23 protein-coding genes and 1 pseudogene are annotated in these 25774 nt (G+C 43.2%); 12 read left to right on the top strand and 12 right to left on the bottom strand.

All coding sequences use genetic code 11. From position 1 onward, the window contains the following. Positions 1–311 precede the first annotated feature (311 nt). The gene (locus N0824_RS07315; protein ID WP_108936283.1) at positions 312–1112 is read left to right on the top strand and encodes a Tic22 family protein; all 801 of its coding nucleotides are present in this window, start codon (positions 312–314) and stop codon (positions 1110–1112) included. A 5-nt stretch (positions 1113–1117) separates the two neighbouring features. Beyond that, positions 1118–2002: a peptide chain release factor N(5)-glutamine methyltransferase gene (gene prmC / locus N0824_RS07310; RefSeq protein WP_108936282.1), complete on the top strand. Its 885-nt coding sequence runs from the start codon at positions 1118–1120 to the stop codon at positions 2000–2002. Here the strand turns inward: prmC and N0824_RS07305 are convergent. From N0824_RS07305 to N0824_RS07290, 4 genes are all read right to left on the bottom strand, one after another. Continuing rightward, a complete protein-coding gene (locus N0824_RS07305) occupies positions 1999–2535 on the bottom strand; it encodes a hypothetical protein (protein ID WP_108936281.1) in 537 nt (178 codons plus the stop codon). The genes prmC and N0824_RS07305 overlap by 4 nt on opposite strands. After that, the gene (gene pyrF, locus N0824_RS07300; protein ID WP_108936280.1) at positions 2499–3200 is read right to left on the bottom strand and encodes an orotidine-5'-phosphate decarboxylase; all 702 of its coding nucleotides are present in this window, start codon (positions 3198–3200) and stop codon (positions 2499–2501) included. The genes N0824_RS07305 and pyrF overlap by 37 nt, the downstream gene beginning before the upstream one ends. A 235-nt stretch (positions 3201–3435) precedes the next feature. Further along, entirely contained in the window at positions 3436–3900 is a 465-nt protein-coding gene (locus tag N0824_RS07295) for an MEKHLA domain-containing protein (protein WP_108936279.1), read from the bottom strand. A gap of 22 nt (positions 3901–3922) precedes the next feature. Continuing rightward, complete coding sequence (locus N0824_RS07290) at positions 3923–5104, bottom strand: M20 family metallopeptidase (RefSeq protein WP_108936278.1); 1182 nt, start codon at positions 5102–5104, stop codon at positions 3923–3925. A gap of 243 nt (positions 5105–5347) precedes the next feature. Here N0824_RS07290 and queF point away from each other — a divergent pair, with 243 nt between their 5' ends. After that, on the top strand, positions 5348–5743 hold the full coding sequence (gene queF / locus N0824_RS07285; RefSeq protein WP_108936277.1) for a preQ(1) synthase: 396 nt from the start codon (positions 5348–5350) through the stop codon (positions 5741–5743). Positions 5744–6021: 278 nt separating this feature from the next. Here the strand turns inward: queF and N0824_RS07280 are convergent, their stop codons facing one another. Together N0824_RS07280 and N0824_RS20495 are read right to left on the bottom strand one after the other, a co-directional pair. Then, positions 6022–7125 carry a glycosyltransferase family 4 protein gene (locus N0824_RS07280; protein ID WP_108936276.1) on the bottom strand — a complete coding sequence of 368 codons (1104 nt, stop codon included), beginning with the start codon at positions 7123–7125 and terminating at the stop codon, positions 6022–6024. 118 nt (positions 7126–7243) lie between these two features. Further along, complete coding sequence (locus N0824_RS20495; RefSeq protein WP_146184265.1) at positions 7244–7435, bottom strand: hypothetical protein; 192 nt, start codon at positions 7433–7435, stop codon at positions 7244–7246. Positions 7436–7596: 161 nt separating this feature from the next. Between N0824_RS20495 and N0824_RS07275 the strand changes: the two genes are divergently transcribed. The 4 genes from N0824_RS07275 (at position 7597) to N0824_RS07260 (ending at position 12592) form a co-directional block, all read left to right on the top strand. Further along, a complete protein-coding gene (locus tag N0824_RS07275) occupies positions 7597–9204 on the top strand; it encodes an MFS transporter (protein ID WP_108936275.1) in 1608 nt (535 codons plus the stop codon). A 413-nt stretch (positions 9205–9617) separates the two neighbouring features. Further along, positions 9618–10031 carry a hypothetical protein gene (locus tag N0824_RS07270; protein ID WP_108936274.1) on the top strand — a complete coding sequence of 138 codons (414 nt, stop codon included), beginning with the start codon at positions 9618–9620 and terminating at the stop codon, positions 10029–10031. A 139-nt stretch (positions 10032–10170) separates the two neighbouring features. Further along, positions 10171–11232: an S-methyl-5-thioribose-1-phosphate isomerase gene (gene mtnA, locus N0824_RS07265; RefSeq protein WP_108936273.1), complete on the top strand. Its 1062-nt coding sequence runs from the start codon at positions 10171–10173 to the stop codon at positions 11230–11232. A 646-nt stretch (positions 11233–11878) separates the two neighbouring features. Further along, positions 11879–12592, top strand: coding sequence for a response regulator transcription factor (locus tag N0824_RS07260; protein WP_108936337.1), 714 nt, complete (start codon positions 11879–11881; stop codon positions 12590–12592). A gap of 50 nt (positions 12593–12642) precedes the next feature. Here the strand turns inward: N0824_RS07260 and N0824_RS07255 are convergent, their stop codons facing one another. The 4 genes and pseudogenes from N0824_RS07255 to N0824_RS21850 all read right to left on the bottom strand — a co-directional run. Beyond that, on the bottom strand, positions 12643–13644 hold the full coding sequence (locus tag N0824_RS07255; protein WP_108936272.1) for a phosphoribulokinase: 1002 nt from the start codon (positions 13642–13644) through the stop codon (positions 12643–12645). A gap of 288 nt (positions 13645–13932) precedes the next feature. After that, positions 13933–15747, bottom strand: a complete 1815-nt coding sequence (locus N0824_RS07250) for an EAL domain-containing protein (protein ID WP_108936336.1) — start codon at positions 15745–15747, stop codon at positions 13933–13935. 76 nt (positions 15748–15823) lie between these two features. After that, a complete protein-coding gene (locus tag N0824_RS07245; protein WP_255420518.1) occupies positions 15824–16093 on the bottom strand; it encodes an EAL domain-containing protein in 270 nt (89 codons plus the stop codon). Positions 16094–16112: 19 nt separating this feature from the next. Then, a pseudogene (locus tag N0824_RS21850) lies at positions 16113–16250 on the bottom strand (hypothetical protein); the annotation flags it as partial. 331 nt (positions 16251–16581) lie between these two features. On the opposite strand from N0824_RS21850, the gene N0824_RS07240 reads away from it, so the two are divergent. The 4 genes from N0824_RS07240 (at position 16582) to N0824_RS07225 (ending at position 21233) form a co-directional block, all read left to right on the top strand. Further along, positions 16582–18108 (top strand): bifunctional aminoglycoside phosphotransferase/ATP-binding protein, encoded by a 1527-nt coding sequence (locus tag N0824_RS07240; RefSeq protein ID WP_108936335.1) that lies wholly within the window; start codon positions 16582–16584, stop codon positions 18106–18108. A 57-nt stretch (positions 18109–18165) separates the two neighbouring features. Next, the gene (locus N0824_RS07235) at positions 18166–18729 is read left to right on the top strand and encodes a Uma2 family endonuclease (protein ID WP_108936270.1); all 564 of its coding nucleotides are present in this window, start codon (positions 18166–18168) and stop codon (positions 18727–18729) included. A gap of 240 nt (positions 18730–18969) precedes the next feature. Then, positions 18970–19182 carry a hypothetical protein gene (locus tag N0824_RS07230; protein ID WP_108936269.1) on the top strand — a complete coding sequence of 71 codons (213 nt, stop codon included), beginning with the start codon at positions 18970–18972 and terminating at the stop codon, positions 19180–19182. Continuing rightward, complete coding sequence (locus N0824_RS07225) at positions 19182–21233, top strand: FAD-dependent oxidoreductase (RefSeq protein WP_108936268.1); 2052 nt, start codon at positions 19182–19184, stop codon at positions 21231–21233. Before N0824_RS07230 ends, N0824_RS07225 begins: the two co-directional genes overlap by 1 nt. Before the next feature lie 159 nt (positions 21234–21392). Here N0824_RS07225 and dnaN read toward each other — a convergent pair whose 3' ends face one another. After that, positions 21393–22541 (bottom strand): DNA polymerase III subunit beta, encoded by a 1149-nt coding sequence (dnaN, locus tag N0824_RS07220; protein WP_108936267.1) that lies wholly within the window; start codon positions 22539–22541, stop codon positions 21393–21395. Positions 22542–22946: 405 nt separating this feature from the next. Here dnaN and hemL point away from each other — a divergent pair, with 405 nt between their 5' ends. Then, a complete protein-coding gene (gene hemL, locus N0824_RS07215) occupies positions 22947–24248 on the top strand; it encodes a glutamate-1-semialdehyde 2,1-aminomutase (protein ID WP_108936266.1) in 1302 nt (433 codons plus the stop codon). A gap of 176 nt (positions 24249–24424) precedes the next feature. On the opposite strand, the gene N0824_RS07210 is transcribed toward hemL, so the two are convergent. Next, positions 24425–25762 (bottom strand): flotillin family protein, encoded by a 1338-nt coding sequence (locus N0824_RS07210; RefSeq protein ID WP_108936265.1) that lies wholly within the window; start codon positions 25760–25762, stop codon positions 24425–24427. Positions 25763–25774: the final 12 nt, after the last annotated feature.

The following is a 25774-nucleotide window of genomic DNA, read 5'->3' as shown; positions in this document are numbered from 1 at the left end:
AAGCGAGCTTAAGGGAACTTAAACCGTAGCTAAAGCGATTTTTTTCGGAAAATATGCCTTAAAAACTCTAATTAATTTTTATTATTCCCCAGATCAGCCCATAAATTGCCCCTGTTTTCTCGCCGCTGCTGCGACCACATCTTACCAAGTATGGATATTTTTAGCTATGATGGTTCAAAAGCAAGCCAATAAAGGGAACTTTCGCGGCTGGTTATTCATCAAAAAACTCCTAATCGGAGGAGTTAAGTAGACGATATAGTTCAGATTAACGGCAAATATTGGTTAATAGTAATAACGAGGTAATTATTTTGATGAAATCTCTCATTCGTTGGACGGCAACCCTTGGTTTAGTAGGAACGACAATGCTGACTTCGCTGCTGGGCAGCTATTCTAAAGCACTCGCTTTACCTGAAGAACAAATCGTCAGAACCTTGCAGTCTGTACCTGTCTTTGCTATTGCCGACGATCAAGGAGTTCCCCTAATTGCCGTGGGAGAAAAAGAACAGAAATTCACGGGAGTTTTTATCAGTCAACAGGACGCACAAAACTTTTTTGAACGACTGAAAAAAGAGAATCCTGAAGTGGCCAGCAAAGTTAAAGTTCAGGCTGTTTCTTTGGCACAAGTCTATAAAATGCAAGCCAGTCAAACCGAACAAAATCGTTTAATTATCGATTTTGTTCCCAAAGAGTCGGAAGTAGAATCGGCGAAAAAACTGCTTAGTGAAAGAGGTCAACAGTATCAAGGTGGGGTACCTTTATTTGTGCCGAAAGCGGGAAAAGAGAGTAATTTTTTGGTGATCAGTCGCAATAATCAGGATTTTATTCCTTTCTTCTTTGAAAAAGCAGCCGCTTTGCAAATGGTAGAACAATATAAAAAAGCTAATCCCGCCGAAGCAGCCACGGTAAAAATTGAGGTTATTCCCTTAGAAAGTGTCATCGCCACCCTACAACAAAGCAACGATGAAGCTTTAACTAAAATTCTCCTCTATCCTAGCCAAGAAACGATTAATTTTATCCGAGCAAATAGCAACCAAAATGCTCCCAACCAACCCCCAGCAAATCAGCCACGCCCTAATAATAATACCAATAATCCCCCCGCCCCCAATCGTTAAGCCTTGTGACTGATAGTATTTCCGGTCAAGAATTAAGTCAATGGCGCCAACAGGCGATCGCGGATTTAGCGCAAGCGCAACTATCTGCCAAGGAAGTGGATATCTTTCTGCAAGCAGTGACAGATTTAGATACTCTTTCCCTGCGCTTACAATCCTTTCGGGAACGAGAAAAAATCCCTTTGAGTTATTCTTGGTCGGAAATTACTAAACGCTGGCAAAAACGCCTGCAAGCAAGGGTTCCCTTGCAGTATTTGCTCGAATCGGTGGTCTGGCGTAATTTTACCCTGAAAGTCTCCCCGGCGGTCTTAATTCCTCGTCCCGAAACCGAGTTATTAATCGATATTGTTGGAGAAACCGTCAGAGGAGACGACGGGGGAATCTGGGTAGATCTGGGAACCGGTAGCGGTGCGATCGCTATTGGTTTAGCCAGTATCTTGACAAAAGCAGAGATATATGCTATTGATTACAGTCAAACGGCTTTAGCGATCGCCAAAGAAAATATCATCAATACCGGTTTTGCCGACAGAATTATCCTAAAACAGGGTTCTTGGTGGACACCCCTAGAGAAGTGGAAAGGACAGATTAGCGGTATGCTGTCCAATCCTCCCTATATTCCCAGTGCAGAAATCCCCGACTTACAAATTGAAGTGCGGGAACATGAACCTCGTTTGGCCCTGGATGGAGGTGAAGACGGATTACAGTCAATTCAATATCTAGTGGCCACTGCACCTGATTATCTGCGATCGGGAGGCCTTTGGCTAGTGGAAATGAGAGCCGGTCAAGGGGAAAAAGTAGCGCAAATGCTGGAAAATCAGGGCAATTATCGACAAATTCAGATTATTAACGACCTAGCAGGTTTCGACCGCTTTGTTTTGGCCGAGCGAATTTAGCGCAATGTCCCCGCTTCGCAGTCCCGCAGCCAGAGACGCACCGCTTGGCCGATGGTGCCTTGGCTGGTTTCTAGGGGAGGTAAGGGGACTTGAGCGGGTTCAAGGGCCGCTAATTGACTATAAATCGTCACTAATCGCCATCCTTCCCCAGTTTTAGTTAAAAATAACCAGTGATAATTCTGGAGGCTGACAGAGCGATTTTTGCTATACTGACGCTCTAAAGTCGTAAAAAAAACCTGTTGAGTGTCATCGGCAATTTGACCAGAATATTGACTGGCAGTTAAAGGTAGGGGTGCAAATTCAGGACGACCGGCAATAATCACAAAAACCGGTGTAGATAATTTTTGGTCGATTTGGGAACGGGTAATAACTCGATTAGCATAACCGGGTAAATCTGACAAGAGGCGATCGACTAAAAGATTTAAATCCTCCGGACAGCTAGAAAGAGGAAGACTAACTACTGGCGAGTTAATCCCGAAAATAACCAGTAATACCCCTAAATATCGGCTAATTCGTGACAAATTTTTGCCCATGCTACCTTTGGCTCCTCAGCACCGGTGATCGGTCGTCCAATTACTAGATAATCAGCCCCAGCTTTAATCGCTTGGGCCGGAGTCATCACCCGACTTTGATCCCCTTTGATTGACCAGGAGGGACGAACTCCGGGGCAAACTAAGAGAAAATCCTCTCCACAGACGCGACGCAATTGCGCCACTTCTTGGGGAGAACAAACCGCCCCATCAATTCCCGATTCCTTGGCCAATAATGCCAGATTTAAGGCATATTCCGATAGCTCTAGGGGAATTTTGAGGTCGAGGGCTAATTCCCTGGCGTTAAGGCTGGTTAAAACGGTGATAGCGAGAAGTTTTGGCGGGGATAGCAGGTCAGAGACTGCTGCTTTAGCTGCCGTCAGCGCTTGCCGTCCGGCCGTTGCGTGGAGGGTGAGTAAATCCACTTGATAGCGACTGGCGGAACGACAGGCCCCGGCGACCGTATTGGGAATATCATGAAATTTGAGATCGAGAAAGCTCTTTTTTTGTCTTTCTTGCAGAATCGCCAGAATTTCTGCACCGCTACTGACAAATAATTCTAGTCCCACTTTCCAAAAATTGACTTCCGGCAACAGATCGAGCAATGCGATCGCTGATTCTAAATCCGGCACATCGAGAGGAACAATAATTCGGTCTGAGTTGGTCATATTTGGGCGATACAGTGGGGTGTGGGGAATTATGAATTATAAATTATGAATTATGAATTATGAATTGGGGAGAGGGAATTATGAATTATGAATTATGAATTATGAATTATGAATTGGGAAGTGGGGTGTGGGGAATTATGAATTATAAATTATGAATTATGAATTATGAATTGGGGAGAGGGAATTATAAATTATGAATTAGGGAGTGGGGTGATGGGGGATTGAGGAGCTTAAATCAGAGAAAAATCCAATCGGCAAAAGTGGCAGCCTGTCCGCAATAAATGCCATCACGATCGATGATATTCCAAACGATCGCTTTTTCGATGCGAAATAGTTGACCGTTTTTCGTGATCCTTACCCCGTGATAATCGTTGATATAGCCCTGTTTTTTGACTAAATCCAGCATTTTTTGGCGTTCTTGGGCGGGTTCCTCCCCCTGTACCGTCGCTCGCGAAGGAGTTGCTAATAATTCTGGCCAAGTTAAACCCCAGAGATCCAGGGCGCTGCGATTACCATAGTTAAAGATCGGATTAGTTTGTGTACCGTGGGAAACCAGCACGAAAGGGGCATAAAAGAGCATTTTACTCTGTTCTTTGCCAGTACCGATCCGGGGCAACAGCGATCGCCCGATTAACTGTTCATAACTATCCAGCAGCAATTCCGTCCAAGCTATAATAGCTAAATCTTGCCAAATTTCCATAAAATTATCTTGAAAAACCGGTTTAATCTTCCCTTTGCCAATATTTATAGGCAGCGTAGGCTAAAGTAATCACTCCCGTCAGAATTGCCGACTCATCCACTAAAAATTCCGGATGGTGAAGGGGGGGATTGAGGAGATTAGTCGAACCCACTCCCAGACGGAACATTGTCCCCGGGGCCTGTTGCAAATAAAGGGAAAAATCCTCGGCCCCCATGGAGGGTTCCGAGAGAATTAACACCCGATCCTGTCCCCAAGCTTCTAAACCGGCTTCTTCCACCAAACGAGTTAAAAATTGGTCATTTTGTACCGATGGCACGCCCCGACGATATTTTACTTGACATTTAGCGTTATATGTGCTACAGACATTCGTGACCAAACTCTCGATCCATTCCGGGAGATGAGCGTGGGTTTCTGGGTGCAGCGATCGCACGGTTCCCGCCATGCGTACCTGATCGGCGATGACGTTGGGGGCGCGACCACCGCTAATCTGCCCGATGGTGAGGACGATGGGACGCAAAGGGTTTTGAGTCCGACTAATTGCCTGTTGCAAAGTGGTGATTACTTGCGAGGCGATCCAGATAGCATCGATCGCCTCGTGGGGCCGGGCCCCGTGGCCGGATTCCCCTTGAATAAAAATCTCCAGATCGTCGGCAGCTGCAGTTAAGGCCCCGTAACGAACCCCGATCGATCGGGCCGGAATCGAGGGGAAAACGTGCAGCCCCAAAACGGCGCTGACATCCCGCATCACCCCCTCCCGGATCATCCAACTGGCCCCCTGGGCGATTTCCTCTGCTGGTTGAAAGAGAAAGCGTATTTTTCCCCCCAAAGGTTCCGAGAGGCGGGAAAGCACCATCGCCACCCCTAAACCGACGGTAGCATGAACATCGTGACCGCAGGCGTGCATAATCCCCGGTTTGCGGGAAGCAAAGTCTAAATCGGTTCTTTCTTGGATTGGTAGGGCATCCATATCGGCCCGGATGGCTAAAATCCTTCGATCACTGCCTTTTCCCGCCAATTCTCCCTTAACTCCCGTTTTTCCCACCGCTTCCTGCACCGATAGACCACAGGAAGACAAAACCCCGGCAATATAGGCGGCAGTTTGATATTCTTGCCCGCTTAACTCTGGATTCGCGTGAATGTGGCGGCGAATCTCCACTAATCGGGGTGCGAGACTCTCGGCTATGTTTTTAATCTCGGAGAGCATGAAACCAGTTTTACAGTATCTTTAGAGTTAATCATAGAGCATTTTTTACCTGAAAATTCCACTTGGCTGATTTTCAGTCTGAAGGCAAGAGGCAAGAGGCAAAAGCAAAGGGATGAAGAGATTCGGCTAATCTAAGGACCGGTGGTTAAAATGCGTCTTAGCTTATTCATCTCTTAATTCGGTAACACCTCTTGAGAGAATATTCCAGCTATGATAGGAAACATTGTCTAGTTAGGAAAAAACATGGTTCAGTCTTCCGAAAAAATTGAGGTTAAGTACGGGGAAAGAGAAATTGCCGAAGGAACATTAATTACTTTTCCCAATCCACGTCCTGGCAGAAATTACGATATTCAGATCACTCTGCCGGAATATACCTGTAAGTGTCCCTTTTCCGGTTATCCCGATTTTGCCACTATTTATCTTAGCTACGTTCCCGATCAAAAGGTGATGGAATTAAAGGCGATTAAACTTTATATTAATAGTTATCGCGATCTTTATATTTCCCACGAAGAAGCAATTAACCAAATTTTAGATGATTTGGTGGCGGCTTGCGAACCCTTGCAGATGAAAGTTAAGGGGGATTTTCATCCCAGAGGTAACGTACATACCGTGGTGGAGGTGATGTATAAAAAAGAATAGCATAATTGTCTAGTTTGGGGATGGGTTAGCCCCCATCTCTAGCTGTTCTAGTTTTTGTTGTTGATCTTTTCAATTAAACGCTTTTTAAGTGTTATTTTTTCACCTCCATTGTTCCTGTGTTTTAAGTGTTTAATTTAGGTAAACTGGTTGAATGACGGGAAGGACGGGCCAGAAGCCTAGCCCACAGATAAAATTAGAGAATCTATGTAGAACAGGTCTCCTGCCCGTGCAGCTCTGGGATGCTCCCCAAAACTCGCACTAACATAGAGCATAGGGATTTAGATTAACTGCTCTAATTTTGCTCGTAAAGTCTTTTTGCCGAATTTAGTTAGAGTTTGTTGACGCAACCATTGCGGGTGACAACGTTGATCCTGACCTGGCAAAATTTCTAAACAAGCTTTAGCCACTTTTTCGGCATCTCGATAGGGAACCCGCCACCCCACCAAACCATCCTGCAGCGGCTCTGCTGAACCGTCCTCATCCCCAGAAATCACGGGAACACCACAGGCCATCGCTTCTAGGTAAACAATCCCGAATCCTTCCCGGGAGGGCATAACGTAAGCATCGGCCAAACGATAATGGTCGGCTAATTCCTCCGTGGGGACAAAACCGGCGAAAATTACCTGTTTATCGACTCCTAACTGCTTGGTTAAAGCTTCTAACCGGGGAAGGTCGTCTCCTCGTCCGATAACTAGATATTTTACTTCGGGATAAGTCTCTAGAATTGTCGGCAGGGCCCGAATGGTAACATCTACCCCTTTATAGATATCCCCCGACCACAATCGGGCCACTGTTAATAAAACTTTGGCATTTTCTATATCATATTTTTTGATTAATGTCAAGGACTTTTCACCTAAATTAAACTTTTCTTCATCCACCACACAGGGGAGAATTGCTACTTTTTTGGGATCAATAGCGTTAGCCTCACACATAAGATCGCGACTGTAACGGCTAATTGTCCAGATCGATTCGGCCGCTTGCAGGGCCTGTTTTTGGGAATTTGGTAAAGGTTCCCAGACTTCTTTGCCGTAGGTAAGGACGGTGTAGGGTATGCCTAAAGCTTGACAGTAAAGACGGGTGAGGGGGGCTAAATTTACATGACCACAAAAAACTCTTTGGGGACGTTTCCGGAGGAGAGAAACCAGAAACTTAAGGGCTAATTGGATGCGTCCGAGAGTTGCTGAGTTATTTTTCAGGTAATGAAAGGTAATACCTCGATTTTTGAAAGGATTAGGACAATCAGGGGCATCCCGCAGTAAAAAAACCTCGGCCGCCTCGGAATCGGGCAAAGTAAGATAAGCTTGTATAACATCCTTAATATATGATTGAATACCGCCTTCTTGGGAAAAAATCTCTAAAAATAGGAAGATATGAGGCATAATAGAACTTCAGCGTCAAAAAGTTTTGGGTTTGGCGAAAAAATTTTTCCCGATCTCTGATCTGTACTATCGCACTTTCCTGATCTATTTCGATCGTCCCCCAAGTAATAGATACTAACCGCTAACAGTCCGAAAAAGAACAATCTGGTAGATATTCTCGCGTGTAACTGCCAGAATAAGGATAATTCCGATGCTGATAGCTAAAATAACTGATATTAGCCAGTTTAGCTGATAATGCTGGCCAAGGCGATAGATAAAAAGTGAAGGACGGGGAAATAGTCAGAATTTTCCGGGATGCCACAGATAAAGCCATTTCTTTGTCCCTTGTGTGATCGAGGAATCTTCCTCTTTTAATGCTGGATATTTTCAGGAATTACTAGAAATCAAAAAAATTAAAGTTCCTCAGCTGCTCTGACAAAGGTTACAAATGCTCCCAGAACGGTTAAGCTTATTTTAATCTCTGTAATTGCTTTTATGGATAATTTAACTGCTGAAAGACTCAATTTAACCACAAAAATCGCCTATGGTGCGGGCGATTTAGGACCGGCTATCACTGCCAATATCTCGGTATTTTACTTGCTATTTTTCCTCACTGATGTGGCAGGATTATCGGCAGGATTAGCCGGTAGTGTGCTGATGGTGGTGAGAATTTTCGACGCTATTAACGATCCGATCATTGGTATGTGGAGCGATCAAACTCGTACTATCTGGGGTCGTCGCTTACCATGGATGTTATTGGGGTCGATTCCCTTCGGAATTAGCTATTTTTTACTGTGGTTAATCCCGACCAATAACCAATTATGGTTATTTTTATATTATATTTTTATCGGCATTATCTTTAATTTAACCTATACGGTAGTCAATCTTCCCTACCAGGCACTCACCCCTGAATTAACTTATGATTATAACGAGAGAACCCGCTTAAATAGTTTTCGTTTTGCCTTTTCCATCGGGGGTAGCATTCTCTCATTAATTCTCTATATTCTCGTCTCATCGTCCTATGCCAACGATCTCCATCAAGCTTTTTTATTGTTAGGTGTAGTTTGTGCTTTAATGTCGATTATAGCAGTTATTTGGTGCGCTTTAGTTTTACAAGAACGAGGAGCAAAAGCGATTCTAAATTCTCCTCAGAAAAAAGTTTTGGCAATTGCTTTTATAGTTATCGGTGCGCTTTCCTTGGTCTATGGAGTAGGAAAAATTGGGGTAAATCCCAGAGACTTTATCGCTATTTCCACAATTTTATTAGGAATACAAGTGATAGTTTCTGGTTTAACTATTTACTATGGTAAAACTGAAAATCATCTCAGGGATGATGCGGCAATTAAACAGAGAGAAGCGGCTAATAATCCCGAAAATATTCCCTTGAAAGAACAATTAAAAATAGTTTTTGGTAATCGTCCCTTTTTATACGTTATTGGCATCTATCTTTGTGCTTGGTTAGGAGTACAATTAACCGCCTCGATTTTGGTTTACTACGTCGTCAGCTACATGAGACTATCGGAAGCAGAATCAGGTTTAGTCGCTTTAGCAGTACAGGGAACAGCTTTAGTGATGTTATTTTTCTGGCAAGCAGTTAGTCAGAAATTAGATAAAAAGCTAGTCTATTTTTTAGGGATGACTGTCTGGATTATTGCCCAAATCGGTTTATTTTTGCTCCAACCAGGACAAATAACTTTAATGTATACTTTGGCAGTTTTGGCGGGATTTGGTGTATCTGTGGCCTATTTAATTCCTTGGTCAATGGTTCCTGATGTGATTGAATTAGATGAATTAGAAACAGGAAAACGTCGAGAAGGTATTTTTTATGCTTTCATGGTACTTTTGCAAAAAATTGGTTTAGCTTTGGGGTTATTTCTTGTCGGTATTGCTCTAGAAACATCTGGTTTTAAACCGAGAATCCCAGGAGAAGCAATTCCCCTACAGCCAGATAGTGCTTTAATAGCAATTCGCCTAGCAATTGCCCCTTTACCAGCATTTTTCCTGATCATTAGTCTAATTCTTGCCTATTTTTATCCAATTACTCGCCAAGTTCACGCCGAAATTTTAGACCAATTAGCAGCAAGAAGACAGGAAGAAAAGTAAACATCAGTTGTCAGATGTCAGGAGACAGGAGATTATTTTTATTTATTTCCGAAATTCCTCCCAAGAAAAATCAGCCAACCCTTACCGCAAAGTAATTGTATTGATTTTTGAACTACTTGTTACTGGGTACAATCGACCCAGAAGCATAATGTCTTCAAGGAGTGTTCTCCCCCTCTACTCTATTCAGATACGGCCTTTCTCGGAAATATTAAGTAGGTGGGTGTTAAAAGTTGTCAGACACCCCCCTTATCAAGGGTAGGGTTGATTCATGAATCAACCCTACTATGAATCAACCCTACCTTATCAAGGGGGGATTAAGGGGTGCAGGGGGGATCAGAGGCAAAATCTATCTTCAATAACATTATAACTACTTACTTAAGTATAATGTTATCGATAGCTAAATTGTAAAAAAAATGAAATCCTATCCAGTAGAGTTCCGTCAGAAAATCCTAGACTGTTATTATAACGAACCCATCTCTCAAAGACAATTAGCGAAAAGATTCTGCGTAACCTTAAGTTTCGTACAAAAGCTTTTGAAGCAATCTCGAGAAACGGGAGATATTCGACCGAAGACTTATCGATGTGGCCGTCATTTAAAACTTACGTCAGAACAGATGATCGCCCTCGGTGATTTGATTGAGGAAAATAATGATGCAACTCTAGCCGAACTATCGAAACTATTCCTAGAAAGAACTGGTATATTGTTAAGTGTGGCGACAGTGGCAAGAATAGCCGAACGCTTGAGAATCACCCGCAAAAAAACTCTACACCCGACAGGAAAAGAGATAGACAGACTACAAAAACTTAGACGAGAATACAAAGGATAAAATCCGGGATATATAAGATTAAACCCTAATCTAGCTATGACCAGAATCCAAGCTCGATCGCTTAAAGTAACTAGAGCGCACGAGACTAGACCTCTTAAAAAAAACCAAAATTTTGCAACTATTACGGAGATTACTAATTATGACCACAAACAATGCCGAGAGTAACTCAATCTATCCCGTGCGTTGGCAAGATAACAAAGTCTGGCTGATCGATCAAACCCGTTTACCGATCGAGTATCGGGAAGTTGAGATCACCAGCAGTGAGTCCATGGCCCAGGCGATCGAAACGATGATTGTCCGCGGCGCTCCAGCGATCGGGGTAGCGGCTGCCTATGGTATGGTTTTAGGAGCGCAGGAAATTAAAACCGACCAGACAGAGGAATTTCTGGCTGATTTAACTAGAGTAGCCGATCGATTAGCCCAAACCCGGCCCACGGCGGTGAATTTATTCTGGGCGATCGAGCGAATGTTAAAAGTGGCCAGGGAAAGTGGCCCAGAAGTGACAATAATTAGCAAAAATCTCCTTGAAACTGCCCACAATATCCAAAAAGAAGACGTGGAAACCTGTCGAGCGATCGGTCACCATGGTTTATTGGCGCTGCCGGAGCAGCCGGAAAAACTGACAATTCTAACCCACTGTAATACTGGTTCCCTGGCCACGGCCAGTTATGGTACTGCTTTAGGGGTGATTCGTTCCGCTTGGACGGCGGGAAGATTAATACAAGTGTATGCAGACGAAACCCGGCCAAGGTTGCAAGGGGCAAAATTAACCGCTTGGGAATGTGCGCGGGAGGGAATTCCCGTCACCGTGATCACCGATAGCATGGCAGCCCACTGTATGCAGCAAAAACTGATCGATGCGGTGATTGTTGGGGCCGATCGCATTGCGGCCAATGGGGACACGGCTAACAAAATCGGCACCTATTCCCTCGCGGTGCTGGCAAAAGCTCATCATCTGCCTTTTTATGTGGCTGCACCGCTATCGACGGTGGATTTTTCCCTTAAGGATGGTACGGGTATCCCGATCGAACAGCGCGATAGTGCCGAAATTTATCAGGTGGGGACGACAACCCTTTCCCCTAGAGATGTTAACTTTTATAACCCCGCTTTCGATGTTACTCCCGCCACTTTAATCACCGCAATCATCACGGAAAAAGGAGCGGTAACACCAGCTGAATTAATTTTTTTACAGGACTCCTAGAGAGTAAGCTTTTTCCCTACTAACACCATTTTTATTTGTTGATATCGACTGGCACAGTGGGGAAAAATTCAGCCTCAATCATATTGGAGGTGGTGGCCAAGATGGTAAAATGGGTAAGATCGGTATTGACAAATAGACAAAAATAGCTTAAAGCGATAATATCAAGGAAAATAGTAATTTTGAGAAATTATCTACAGTTAGATACTATTATTGAGCTAATTAAGGACAAAAATTAGCTTTTTTGTTTATTTAAGAGATTTTTGTTAAGATAGGCTAAAAAATTGATTAAACCAGAACCCAATTCTATATCTATTAAACTCCAAGTAGATCAAAGATGTATTCTTGTTAAATCTTTACCTAATCGAGATTTAAAGGATGTTACAATGGGACGGCAAAGACTAAGATTGGGAGTAGTAAAGTGTAGATTTGAGGGGACAATTAAGGCTCTTTGGCAGTGCGGCTTTTAGTATAGCAGTTATCTTAATAGTGAGGTACTAAGTCTCTTGTTTGGGGGAGACCTGAACAGGTAACGCCGGACAGTAGCTGGTCGTCCACAAATGATGCCAAATTCCTTCATACTTCATATTTATGAGAAATCCTTATGAGCAACGCTGTAAGTGGAAATAAAATCAACTGGGAAAAGAACATGGATAAAGTGCGGGTTATCGTTATAGAAGATCACGATCTAACACGCATGGGCTTGGTGGCAGCCCTCCAGTATCGAGAAGGTATTCAAGTGGTGGGAGAAGCCACCAATGGATTACAGGGACTGAGGCTGCTAGAGGAGGCTAAACCCGATGTGGCGATCGTCGATATAGGTTTGCCTACGATCGACGGGATCGAGTTAGTGCGGCGTTTCAAACAAAATTGCGGCGAGGACGGCCTGGCCACGAAGATTCTCATGCTAACCATGCACAAAACCCAAGAACCGGTTTTGGCGGCCTTTACTGCTGGGGCTGATTCCTACTGCATGAAGGATATTAGCGTCGATAAATTAGTCGAGGCGATTCATTCCACCCAGGAAGGCAATCCTTGGATCGATCCCTTAATCGCCAATATTGTCCTGCAACAAGTGCGCCAAAATGTTCCCGTGGGTGCAGCCGCCGAGGCCAAAACAGTGATAATTCAGGGGGTTGACCTGGAATGTCGCCAATTACTGGAAAATGCGCCCCTAACGGAACGAGAGCTAGAAATTCTCGATCTGATTGTCGCCGGTTGTAGTAACGCCGAGATTGCCGACCGACTCTATATCACCATTGGCACGGTGAAAACCCATGTCCGCAATATCTTAAATAAACTCTGTGTCGATGATCGGACTCAAGCGGCAGTGCTGGCCCTGCGATCGGGATTAGTGGGTTAAAAAACCAGCATCCTACCCGGGTAGAATGCTGGCTCCCTCAAAACTAGAAACTAGACTTGGGCCACCACTTTTGCTTCGGCTGCCATTAGTTTTTCGTAGGTTTCACGCATTTTGAGACCGACCAATACTTGGAATAAACCCGTACCATTGGTAGAACCGGGATAATCTTTGTGTTTGAGCAGTAATTCCGTCATTTCACCGTAGTATTTAGTGCCGGTTTTGCTCAAATGGCTTTCGATGTAGATCATTTCTTCCAGGTTATCGAATTGACCATCTAGTTCCAGAATCGACACTTCATTTCCCAAGAAGCCATCCGGACCATAGTAGAGTTTAATACCGGGATAAGTGCAGGTCAATTTACGACCACAGGGCCGCCAGTCGATGGTGGAACCTTCATCAAACAGATAAGCGGGTTCAAAGTTTTCTACCCCCTCTTTCTGGATTAAACGGACCCGCAGTAATTTACTTTCGTGATCTTCAAGTAATTTGGTGGGCAGCACTTGAATCACCACGTCAGCGTACTGTCTTTGGGGATCGATATAGGCGCTGAAATCCGGTTTTCTAGAATTAATGGCCGCCATGACATCATCATAGGTGTGACCGCGCTCGGCCATATCCCGTTGAATTTTCCAGTTAACTTTGACTTCATCGCTAATATCGAGATAAACGCTGAAATCTAATAGAGACCGGACTCGTTCATCATATAAGGGGTGTAGTCCCTCGATCACGATTACCTTATTCGGTTCGATGATTTCGGGAGGATCGATCATCCCCGTTTCATGATTATAAATAGGTTTATTAATGGCTTGACCTTCCTTGAGAGCTTTAATCTGCTCATACATCAGGTCAAAGTTATTCGCTTTCGGATTGAGTGCGGTGACACCCACCTCTTTTCTCTGTTTGCGATCGAGGCAATGGTAGTCATCTAAACAGATCACTGTCATAAACTCGGCCCCGAATAAATCGGTCAAACGACGTAAAAAAGTAGATTTCCCACAGCCGGAGTCCCCAGCTACACCGATTAGAACCACGCGCTCTGGCTTATTGGCCATAGTTTCCCTCTAAATACACAACTAATTGTTAACCCATAGTATGTAATTAAACCAGACTCTGGATCCAGCAGCACCCCGCCGCCACAAATTTCTGCTGCTGACAGGTTCGGCAAGAGTCTCACGCTAGAATGAGTAGGTATTTAATACTAGATTCTCTGTTCAGATCATACCGGAATCAGTGACCAAAATCAGTTATCAGTGGGAATTATGAATTATGAATTATGAATTATGAATTGGGGAGTGGGGAGAATACACAAAAGCTGTCTCCTCTCCCCTGTCTCCTGACTCCTAATCCCCAACTGAGAGGGTGCGGTGGGTGTGGAGAAATGTCGTCATTTCCTCCACTGCTAGGGGGCAACTGATGCGATTGCCTTGCATTCTCTCACAACCTAATTCTTGCAGGATTTCTAATTGTTGCTGGGTTTCCACTCCCTTGGCGATCGCTATTAAGTTAAAACTTTTCGCTATCGCCAGCAATGACGAGATAAAACGGGTATCTTGGGGAGCATTAGTCAGTTTTTTTGTTAAAGATTGCTCTATTTTCAGTTTTTTCACGGGAAATTGACCGAGATAGGCGATCGAAGCGTACCCGCTGCCAAAATCATCGAGGGTAATACTAATACCCAATTTCTGCAAATCCCCAAGAATTCGACCGGTTTCGCGGCTATTTTCCAGTAAACTTGTCTCGGTTATTTCCATCTCCAGAAAGAAAGGCCCGATTTTGGTTTCAGTCAAGACTTCTTTGAAGATGGTGAGCAACTGGGGATCGCGCAATTGGTGTGGGGACAGATTGATCGAGATGGGAGTGTATAATAATCCCCGCTGCTGCCATATTTGTGCCTGTTGACAGGCATTTTTTAGCACCCAACGATTAAGCTCAAGGATTAACTCGCTTTCTTCGACTAAGGGTAAAAAACGATTGGGAGCGATTAATCCGAATTGAGGGTGTAACCAGCGCAATAATACCTCCAATCCTTCCACTTGCCTCTGAGGGATATTAACTTGCGGTTGATAGTAAAGAGCTAATTCATTATTTCTCATTGCCTGATAGAGAAAATATTCAACTTTAGAACTACGAGTATTTTTGGAGGGAACATTAACTGACTCTATCTGGGAGTTATTATTTGTATTATTCTTGACTGCTACTAAATTTTCCTCCAGTTTCTGTAATATTACTTTCCTGTCTGTGACGTCGGGGGGATAGATAACTGAACCTAAACTTAATCGCACGGCTAGGGAGTGATTTTCGATATCATAATTACTTTCTAGGGTGTTAATAATTCTTTGACTAATTTTTTCTAGATCATTAGCAGCATTAATTTGTGGCAGCAGGATAATAAATTTATACCCTCTCCAATGGGCGACTATATCTTCTGATCGCAAATTTTTTCTTAAACGTTCAATTAAGATTTTTAAGAGTTTATATCCCAGGGGATAACCTAGTTGATTGTTGACATTTCTTAGCCGCTCTACGTCCAATAATAACAGCCCGATCAGTTTATTATTTTTCTGGGCATTATTAATAGCACTTGAGAGATATTGATTAAAGAGAGAACGGTTAGGTAAATCCGTGAGAAGACCGGAAGAATATTCCTCTTGAATCTGGCTATCAAAACTAATGATTTTGGATGGGGATTGATCGAGAATTAAGGTACTTTTTGCATGGAGGTCATTCTGGCTAGAATGGGTTTCATTTTCCGTCAGGTTCCCTTGTAACTGTCCTAGACTTTTAACTGGTGCTTGCTCTATTTTTGCTTGACTTGCTATTAAATGAAAACTGGCATTTATATCACAGCCAAAGTTAATTAAATCACCATCTTTTAATTCATGAATTAAGCATTTAGACCCATTGACATAAATGCCATTATGACTTTTATTTCCCTCTAAATCACCATCAAGAATCCAATAGGAAAATTTTTGGCGATCAATACTCTTTTTAATTAAAGTTGCATGATAGCGAGAAGCGTGTTTGGAGCGAAGAACAATTTGATTATCGGACTTACGTCCGAGAGAATATTTCATTTCCTCTAGGGTAATTGTTCTTCTCCCCTGAGGATCTTCCACAATCAGGAGATAACGGGAATTGGATGAACCATTAATCATTTTTTCGGCACCTCGACAAAAGTGAAAATATAAGTTAATTTGTTCTCTCAAAAGCTATGGCTTATTCGTCTTTAAGTTAATTTATTTTCTCAATAAAGTGTTGGGGTAATTCGGAACATTTACTTAACAGTAATTGTGTCACATCTTCTGGTTTCAAAGTCCGAGTCAACCAAAATCCTTGTACTTCTTTACAATCGAGACGTTGGCAAATATCCAACTGTTGTGCACTTTCTCCCCCGACGGCAATAACTCGTAAATTCAAATTCTGCCCTAGGCTGATCATAGTCGATAACATGGCTAAATGCTTGGTTTTTGATGGTAAAGATTGGATAAAGGTTTGATCGATCGATCTTCAAACTGTCGAAGGTGTATTTATAAATATAACTTAATGAGGAATAGCCGGTGGCAAAATTATCTAAAACTAACTGTACCCACAATTCCCGCAGGTCGCTTAAAGCTGAGTTGACAAAGCTCTCATCCTGCATGATGCAGTTTTCATTAATTTAGACCTGCTGCACCTCAGATTTGCAGAAATACCGACTCTCAGCAACAAACCAATACAAATGTACGATAACCGAGTGTAAGCATCCCACTTGCAAAGCTAATGCTTTCTGACCTTTGGGGGAGGCACTTTCTCCACGGACATCTAAAACCACGCGCGTGGGTGGCGAAGTCCTGTCCTCCCTAACGAGGTTTGGGGAGTAGAAACCCTCAAGGGCCCAGATTGAGTGATAAAATCAGACATAAAGCCCAATTTTAGCCGAGATTTTCCCTTTAAAAATCCCAACTTAGTAAATTTACAAAAATGAGATGTACCCCGGAGGAGTTCTCCCTATGGATAGTAACCGATTAATCGAAGAATTAAAAAATCCCGACTTTTATCCTCATGCTGTCAAAATTCCCGTTGAAATTATCCAAACCCATGCTTCAATTATCTTCTTGACAGGAGATTATGCCTATAAAGTCAAGAAACCAGTTAATTATAATTTTTTTGATTTCTCCACTTTAGAAAAGAGAAAATATTATCTAGAACAGGAACTAGAGTTAAATAAAAAAGTTGCTGCTAATATCTATCTGGAAGTTTTGTCAATTAATGAAGAACAGGGTAGCATAAGTTTAAATGGCAAAGGAAAAGTGATAGAATACATTTTAAAAATGAATCAGTTTCCCCAAGAATGTTTACTGAGTAAAATTTTTGAACGGGGAGAACTAACGGAAAAAGCGATCGAGTCTTTGGCTCAAAAAGTGGCACAGTTTCATCGGCAAGCTGTGACTAATTCCTATATTACTCAATTTGGTAATTTAGAAATTATTAAACAAGCTTTTGATGAAAACTATCAACAAACCGAGAAATATATTAATTTTGTCCAAACCCAAAAACAATACGATGAAACAAAAGCTTATACAGATAAATTCTTCGCAGAACACCGAGATTGGTTAGAGGAAAGACAAATAAAAGGGATGATTCGCGAATGTCACGGCGACTTACATTTAAATAATATCTGTCAGTGGCAGGGAGAAATACAATTATTTGATCGCATAGAATTTAATGAATCTTTTCGCTTCGTTGATGTCATGTATGATATTGCTTTTACAGTCATGGATTTAACCGCTAGGGGGAGAGAAGATTTCGCTAATTTATTTGTCAATACTTATCTAGAACAAACCGCAGACTGGGAGGGTTTAAAAGTCTTGCCTCTCTACCTGACTAGACAAGCGTATGTGAGGGCAAAAGTCAATAGTTTTATGCTTGATGGTGACACTTTTTCTGAGAAAATTAAAGCCAATGCACAGGATTATTATCAATTAGCTTGGCAGTACACCCAACCGCAGAAACCGAGATTAATTCTGATGTCGGGATTTTCTGCATCGGGTAAGAGTACCATAGGGAAAGTAATTGCTAAAAATCTTAATGCTATTCAGATTCGTTCCGATGCAGTTCGCAAACATTTGGCTGGAATTGACTTAAATCAAACAGGAAGTCTAGATATATATAGTATCGAAATGAGTCAAAAAACCTTCGCTAGACTAGCGAAATTAGCCCGAATTTTAATAACTTTAGGTTATCCAGTTATTCTCGATGCACGCTATGATAAATATGCTTGGCGAGAACCCTTATTAACCTATGCCCAAAATTTAAAGATTCCTTTTCATATTGTCCATTGTCACGCACCTATAGAAGTTTTAAAACAACGGATTGCCGCTAGAAAAGGCGATATTTCTGACGCTACTATCGAGGTTTTAAATGCCCAAATTGAGAAAACAGAACCTTTTCATGAAAGGGAACAACCCTATCTAGTTTCCCTAGACACTACTAATCCCAATTGGTCAGAATTTTTAGAGAGTCAATTAGGTAAATAGGTTGAGATTAATCACGATATAGCCATTCTTATAAAGTAGCAAGAAGGAGAAGCGATTATGGAAACTGTAGTGTTAAATCTCGAGACAGTTAATCTGACCGATGAACAATTTTATCATCTCTGTCAGGACAATCAAACATGGAATTTAGAACGTAATCAAAAAGGAGAATTATTAATTATGCCTCCCGTGGGGGGAAATACTGGTAAACAAGAAGCTAATTTGATTGTTAAAGTGGGGGTATGGAACGAGCAAACTCAACTTGGTGAGGTGTTTAGTTCTTCGACAATTTTTCGTTTACCAAAGGGAGGATATCGTTCTCCTGATGTTGCTTGGATAAAACGGGAGAGATGGGAAGCTTTGAGCGCAGAAGAGCGAGAAAAGTTCCCACCTTTGTGTCCCGATTTTGTGATTGAATTACGTTCTCGTAGCGATTCTTTAACCTCTTTACGCGAAAAGATGCGCGAATATTTAGCCAGTGGTTTACGTTTGGGTTGGTTGATTAATCCTCAACAGCAGCAGGTGGAAATCTACCGACTAAATAGCGGTGTGGAAATTATTAATTTACCTGCTATTTTATCTGGGGAAGATGTCTTACCCGGATTTGTTTTGCATTTAACTTAGGAAGGATGACAGGGAATAATACTAAATCCAGTTATTAAAAACTGATTATTTATTCTCCGTTTTGCATGAGTGCATGAGTAGAAAACGGGTTTCTCCGAGAAACCCGTTTTCTGTGCGTTACTCAACGGATTTAGTATAGTCATTTCAATTAAGATTGAGAATATCAATCCCAGAGTTCATAAGGGTTTTGTCGGTCTAGACTGTATCAGACTTATCTGAAATGACTATATAATAAAGGGAATGACACCGAATCAGGATATCTTTGTCAAAACAGTTCTGGAAAAGCGATCGATTGTCAGCCTGAAGGTGTATAATCTCTCAAAGGCCAGCATCAAGCTACAAAGTTCTCAATATCGCCCAAAAAAAACCATCAGGATTTCAGGAACAGATGCTCTGGCTACTTCTTCAAAGAAAGAGGAAACTCTCAGCCACAACATTGATATTTGTCAATAATGTCCCCTAAAATTTTCAATCATCACTTTACTCCCCTTAAATCCCTCTCTCTGGGATTATTTCTCCTGCAAGCTTTCACTCCCCTTACCCTAGCGGCCCCCCCGCGAGAACCGGATCAAACCGTCGGCTGTGATATTCTGGTGGTGGGTGGTGGTTTAGCCGGTGCCGGTGCAGCCTACGAAGCTTTATTATTAGGAAAAACCGTCTGTTTAACCGAGATTACCGACTGGGTGGGGGGACAGATATCTTCTCAGGGAACCTCCGCATTAGATGAAAGACGGACACAAAGAGAAAAATTATTTTTCCCGAAAGGTTATCTAGAATTTAGGGAAAGAATTAGAAAGCATTACGGCAAACAAAACCCCGGGGAATGTTGGGTAAGTGGGTCTTGTTTTTTCCCTTTTGATGGACATAAATTATTATTTCAACAGTTAGAAGACGCTGCCAAAAAAGGCAAAGGAACCCTGAAATGGTTTCCCTCCACGGTAGTCAAAGAATTAAATATTGAAACTTTACCCAATCGCGGCACCGGTCAACAGATTACCAGTGTAATTGCTATTCAACATAGTCCCGCAAAAGGTACTCCTCCCCTAAATAGCGAGTTTTTATCGCAAAAAATGGAGGATATCTATCGCTACGAAAATTCTCCCCGTTTTGATAAAAAAATCCTCCGTTTTGTCTCCAAATCCTCCCAACCGAATCAATTAGCAGATTGGTATGTGATTGAAGCGACCGAAACCGGGGAAATCATCGGATTATCAGATATTCCCTACCGTTTAGGGGTCGATAAGCGCAGTTATCTCGAACCTTCTTCCTCTAGCGTCACTGGCGACCCCTACTGTACCCAAGGCTTTACCTATACCTTCGCCATGGAGGAAACAGAAAAACCCCAAACCCACGAGAAACCCGTTTATTACGAACGCTATGCCCCCTATTTTAGCTATGAATTGCCGCGATTAGCCGATTTTGACCTGGTTTTCACCTATCGTCGTATTTGGAGTCCACAACTGGGTAAAGAAAAAACCTTTGGGGGAATTACTTTTACCGAACCCGTCCCGGGGGATATCTCCATGCAGAATTGGACCTGGGGAAATGATTATCGTCCGGGGACTGGGAAGGATAACTTTATCTACACCCGTGAACAGTTGCAAGAGTTAGGACAGTTATCTCCCGGGGGATGGATGGGAGGATTACGCACAGAAACCCTCGCAAGGGGCGAAGAACACGCCATTTCCTACTATTATTGGTTAGTAGAAGGGACGACCGATTCCCAGTTAGGGGACGGGGTAAAAGTTCCCCATTTGAATAACCGTTATCTCTCCGGTTTTGATTCTCCCATGGGAACTGCCCATGGTTTGTCAAAATATCCCTATATTCGGGAAGCAAGACGGATTATCGGTCGTCCTTCCCTGACTTTCCCCGATGGTTTTACCGTCACAGAAATCGATATTTCCCGACAAAATTTTCAAAGCGATTTCTATCGTCAAAATCTTTCCCCGGCAGAATATCGGCGCTTAATTGCCACCTTGGCAGGATTAGAGGGATTTTCCGTACTTGATGGCACATTATCCCCCGATCAGGCCGTTAAACGCAAGCGCTCGACCATTTACCCCGATTCCGTCGGTATCGGCCACTATGCGATTGATTTTCATCCCTGCATGACGGAACATCCCCCCGAAAAACCGGGTAATACAGAAAAAGCAGGAGAAAGACAGGGACAAGGCCAAGCTTACCCCTTCGAGATTCCTTTAAGGGCTATAATTCCCCAAAAAATCGATAATTTACTGATAGCGGGTAAAAGTATCGCTCTCAGTCATATTGCCGCGGCCGCCTATCGTGTCCATTCCTTCGAGTGGTCCTCTGGGGTAGCTGCTGGCATCACGGCAGTGTATGCTTTAAATAATAATGTACTGCCCTATCAATTAGTAGAAAGTGATTTTCTCATTGGCAATAAACAACTGCGAGAATTACGGCAAAAAATCGACGCTAGTGGTAATCCCACTGTGTTCCCCGATGCCTCAATTTTCCGGTCGATGGATGATTGGTATTAATTAACCAGAGTTGGGGGAGTCAGGAGTCTTTAAGCAGTCAGCAGTCAGGGACTCGGACTGTGATAATAAGTAGAAAACTTTCTAATCAATTGCCAAACAAATGCTGAAAGCTGATAGCTGAAAAGTCTCCCACTCCTTGAGGTAATTGCTAGGGAAAAATTACTGACGAATTTGTACCGGCATGACCAAATAGGTCATCTTTAAACCTCCCAAGGGGGTAAAAATAACTGGTTGGGTACTAGCATTTAACTGCATTTGGATATCATTATTGGGTAAAGCCTTCAAACCGTCCATTAAATATTTAACATTAAAGGCAATATCGCCACTTTCTCCCTGAATTTCCGCCGCCATGGACTCTTTTGCGCTACCTAAATCGGGAGACTCCACCGCTAGGGATAAACGACTATTCTCACCATCGAGACTAAACTTAACTAAATTATTCTTTTGGTCCGATAAAACCGCCACTAATTCCAAACAACGGATTAACTGTTTGCGGTCTAAAACCAAAGAGCGATCGAAGGATTTAGGAATTAACTGATTATAAGTGGGATAGGCCCCTTCTAACTTACGACTGGTTAACCTCTGTTCCCCCATTTCAAAGATGACTTGAGAATCATCCACATGCAGAGTAATAGTCTCGATATTTTGTTTTGTTGCCATCATTCTTTCCAATTCTCGCAGGGCCCGGGCCGGAATGGTGACATTAAAGCCACCAGAGGCACTTTCCACCTCCTCTAGGGGAGTTTGTACCACCGCTAAACGATGACCGTCTGTGGCGGCAAATTCTAGACAATCGACGGTTTTAGTTAAATGTACCCCCGTCAACACCTGTTTAGTTTCATCGCCACTAGCGGCAAACAAGGCACCTTTTAGTCCCTCTGTCAAGGCAACTACAGGTAAATTAACAATTTCTCCATCGGCCACCGTGGGCAATTCTGGGAACTCATCGGCCTTCATGCCGCGAATTTGGAACTGTGCCGAGGCAGTTTTCAGGAAAGCGAGACTATGCTCCTCATCATTCTCGTTTTCTTCCACAGAGATAGTGATTTCCCCCTCTCCCAAACGAGAGACAATATCGTTCAGCAATTTTGCTGGCAGAGTAATCTTACCCCCTTCCACCACCTCGGCCCGAAAACTGGTGCGAATCCCTAAACTCAAATCAAAAGCAGTCAGGCTAATTTCGCCCTTTTCCTCATCGGCACAAAAGAGAACATTGCCCAACACCGGATGGGTAGGACGACTGGCAACGGCCCGACTAACTAGGGATAAATTGCTGTTGAGTTCGCTTTGACTACTGGTAAATTTCATAGCAGGAATAGTTTTTTTGTACGCTAAAAAATAATAGCAAGAATTCCCCTGTGGAAAATCTGTGGAAAACCGGAGCTTTTTTTGATCGCTCTTTCCGGGCTAAAATCTATCAATAGCAATAACTTCGCCCATTGCTAGGTTTTTTTGAGCAATTCTGAAAAGATTGTGGAAAAATTGTCAAAAGTGAAATTTTTGCCCTTTCTCAGCCAATTACATCAGCTGTTAACCATCAAGCTACAAGTCAAGAAGAGCGAGACTTGAGCCGACCAGCGCCTTTCTTAGGGAAAAAATTGCGTAAAATGTAGGCCAGTGATCTTTAAAATGGAACAAGCAGCAGGAAGTTAACAAAACAAAGCTCTGGGCATTCCCCGAAACCGATAGACTCAAGTAGACAAGGAGACAGGATTGGTTAGCACATCTTCGTATCAAACAACAAAATCGAAAGAAATCTTTACAGCCGCTCAAAAATTAATGCCGGGGGGCGTAAGTTCCCCCGTGCGAGCCTTTAAATCCGTCGGTGGTCAACCCATCGTTTTTGAAAGCGTCAAAGGGGCCTATATTCGCGACGTGGACGGTAACGAATACATCGACTATGTGGGAACTTGGGGGCCGGCTATCTGTGGTCATGCCCATCCCGAAGTGATTGCCGCCCTGCACCAGGCCCTAGATAAAGGGACCAGTTTCGGCGCTCCCTGTGTCCAGGAAAATATTCTCGCTGAAATGGTGATTGATGCCGTTCCCAGCATTGAAATGGTGCGTTTTGTCAATTCCGGCACCGAAGCCTGTATGTCCGTCCTGCGCTTAATGCGGGCTTTTACCGGCCGGGATAAAATCATCAAATTCGAGGGCTGTTACCACGGTCACGCCGATATGTTCCTGGTTAAAGCTGGCTCTGGTGTAGCCACCCTGGGCCTACCCGACTCGCCGGGGGTTCCCAAAACCACCACTAACAACACTTTAACCGCCCCCTACAATGACCTGGAAGCGGTAAAAGCCCTCTTTGTCGAAAATCCCGACTCGATCGCCGGGGTGATTTTAGAGCCAGTGGTGGGTAATGCTGGCTTTATCGTGCCGGATGCTGGCTTTTTAGAAGGATTGCGGGAATTAACCAAGGAATACGGGTCCCTATTAATGTTTGATGAGGTAATGACCGGATTCCGCATCGCCTACGGTGGCGCTCAGGAAAAATTCGGCATCACCCCCGATTTAACCACCCTCGGCAAAGTTATCGGCGGTGGGCTGCCGGTGGGGGCCTACGGCGGTCGCGCTGATATTATGGCGATGGTGGCTCCGGCTGGCCCGATGTACCAAGCGGGAACCTTATCCGGCAACCCTTTGGCCATGACAGCAGGAATTAAAACCCTCGAGTTACTCCAGCGCCCCGGCACCTACGAATATCTCGATAAAGTGACCAAATCCTTAATTGAAGGGCTGCTGAAAGTGGCCAGAGATGCTGGTCATAGCGTTTCTGGAGGTCATATCAGTGCCATGTTCGGAATGTTTTTCACCGGCTCCCCCGTGCATAACTATGAAGATGCCAAAAAGGCCGATGTGGCTAAATTTGGTCGTTTTCACCGGGGAATGTTGGAAAGAGGCGTTTATCTAGCTCCTTCCCAGTTTGAAGCCGGTTTTACTTCTTTAGCTCACACAGAGGCCGATATCGAACGGACTTTGGCCGCAGCTAAAGAGGTTTTAGCAAGTTTATAGTCAATGCTGCTTCGGCCGGGAAAATTGATTGATAGAGTCCCAAGTATTGATGAGTTGACATCTCCCCGCTTGCAAAAGACGGGGATTCTTAGCGGTGAGATCGAGTGCGGTTTTAACCCTGCTCGATCTCGGTAACAATCTATTTTAGAAGGCCTGTCTAGTAGGTTTTCTGACTGCTATTTTTCAATTTTATTGGTGAGAGTTCCCACCACATCAATACCGAGGGTTTGATGGACACTGGCGAGGAATTGATTGACGATTTCGGGATAGACTTTGATCAGGGTAGCGAGGGATTTGCCATCACCATTATCAACGATATTAACTCGATCGAGGTGTAAGCGTCTAGGAATTTTAATCGCCTCCTCTAGGATAGTTTCTAACTGTTGAATCAAGAAAATTGCCTCTGCTTCGCTGCCGGTGTTTTGCCAGACTTCCGCGAATAATTCGTTAACCAAGGCTTCAGCTTTAGCATTTTCTTCAAAAATTGCCGCTTCTCCTCTAGCGCGGAAAGTTTCAGCTTCCTGCTGCGCTTCTGCGGGTAAAACTTGATCTGCTTGGAGACGTAATCTTTCCAATTCTGCCCTAACCTGTTGCAATTTTTCCTCAACTATAGCACGTTTTTCCTTAGCGGCAGCAATAGTTATTTCTTCTTCCGATTTTGCCTGTTGTTCCAGTTTTGCCTTTAACTTTCTCAACTCATTTTCTTGCTCTAAAATGATAATTTGATCGCGGGTTTTAGCTACGGTTGCTTGTTCCTCACATTCCGCGACTATTTGTTCAGCTTCATTGAGGGCATTTGATTCAGCAATTTCAGCATCACGCATGACTAAAGCGATTCTTTCCCGTCCGAGGGAGTTAAGATAATCCACGTCATCGGCAACATTTTGAATTTTGAGAGTATCAATTTCTAAACCGAGTTTAAACAGGTCTTGACTGACGTTACTGGTAATACTTTCGGCAAATTTTAGGCGATCTTCGTTCACTTGTTCGGGGGTCATGGTTGCGACTACACCCCGCAGGTTTCCTTCTAAAGTTTCTTTAGCTACGCGAATAATTTCTTCTCGATCTCGATCTAAAAAACGTTCGATCGCATTGCCGACTATTTCAGGTTTAGAACTAACTTTCACGTTAGCAATGGCCACTATATTCAGGGGAATATTGCCCTTAGAATAGGCATTTTTAATCTCAATTCTGATCGGGGTTGTGGTGACATCCATGCGTTTAACGGTTTCTAAAATTGGAATACGAATCGCTCGACCCCCCGATACCACTCGATACCCCACATCCTGTCTATCTTTTGATTTGCGTTTCATCCCACTCAGAATTACCACTTCATTGGGTTTACAAATACACAGAAAAGAATTGATAAACCAAATCGCACCGATCCCCAGAAATATCAATAAAGCAATGGGAACACTATTCAATAATAAATTGGCGGCACTGTTGTTATTATTGTTGTCGTCGTATTGATTGGGATTGATTTGGATGAGATAGGAATTATTTTGACTATTCATAGTTAGTTACCC

Source organism: Microcystis sp. 0824 (assembly GCF_003112475.1).
GTDB classification, from domain to species: Bacteria; Cyanobacteriota; Cyanobacteriia; order Cyanobacteriales; family Microcystaceae; genus Microcystis; species Microcystis aeruginosa_C.
The sequence above is the reverse complement of the archived record's forward strand: the minus strand, read 5'-3'. Positions and strand labels throughout refer to the sequence as shown.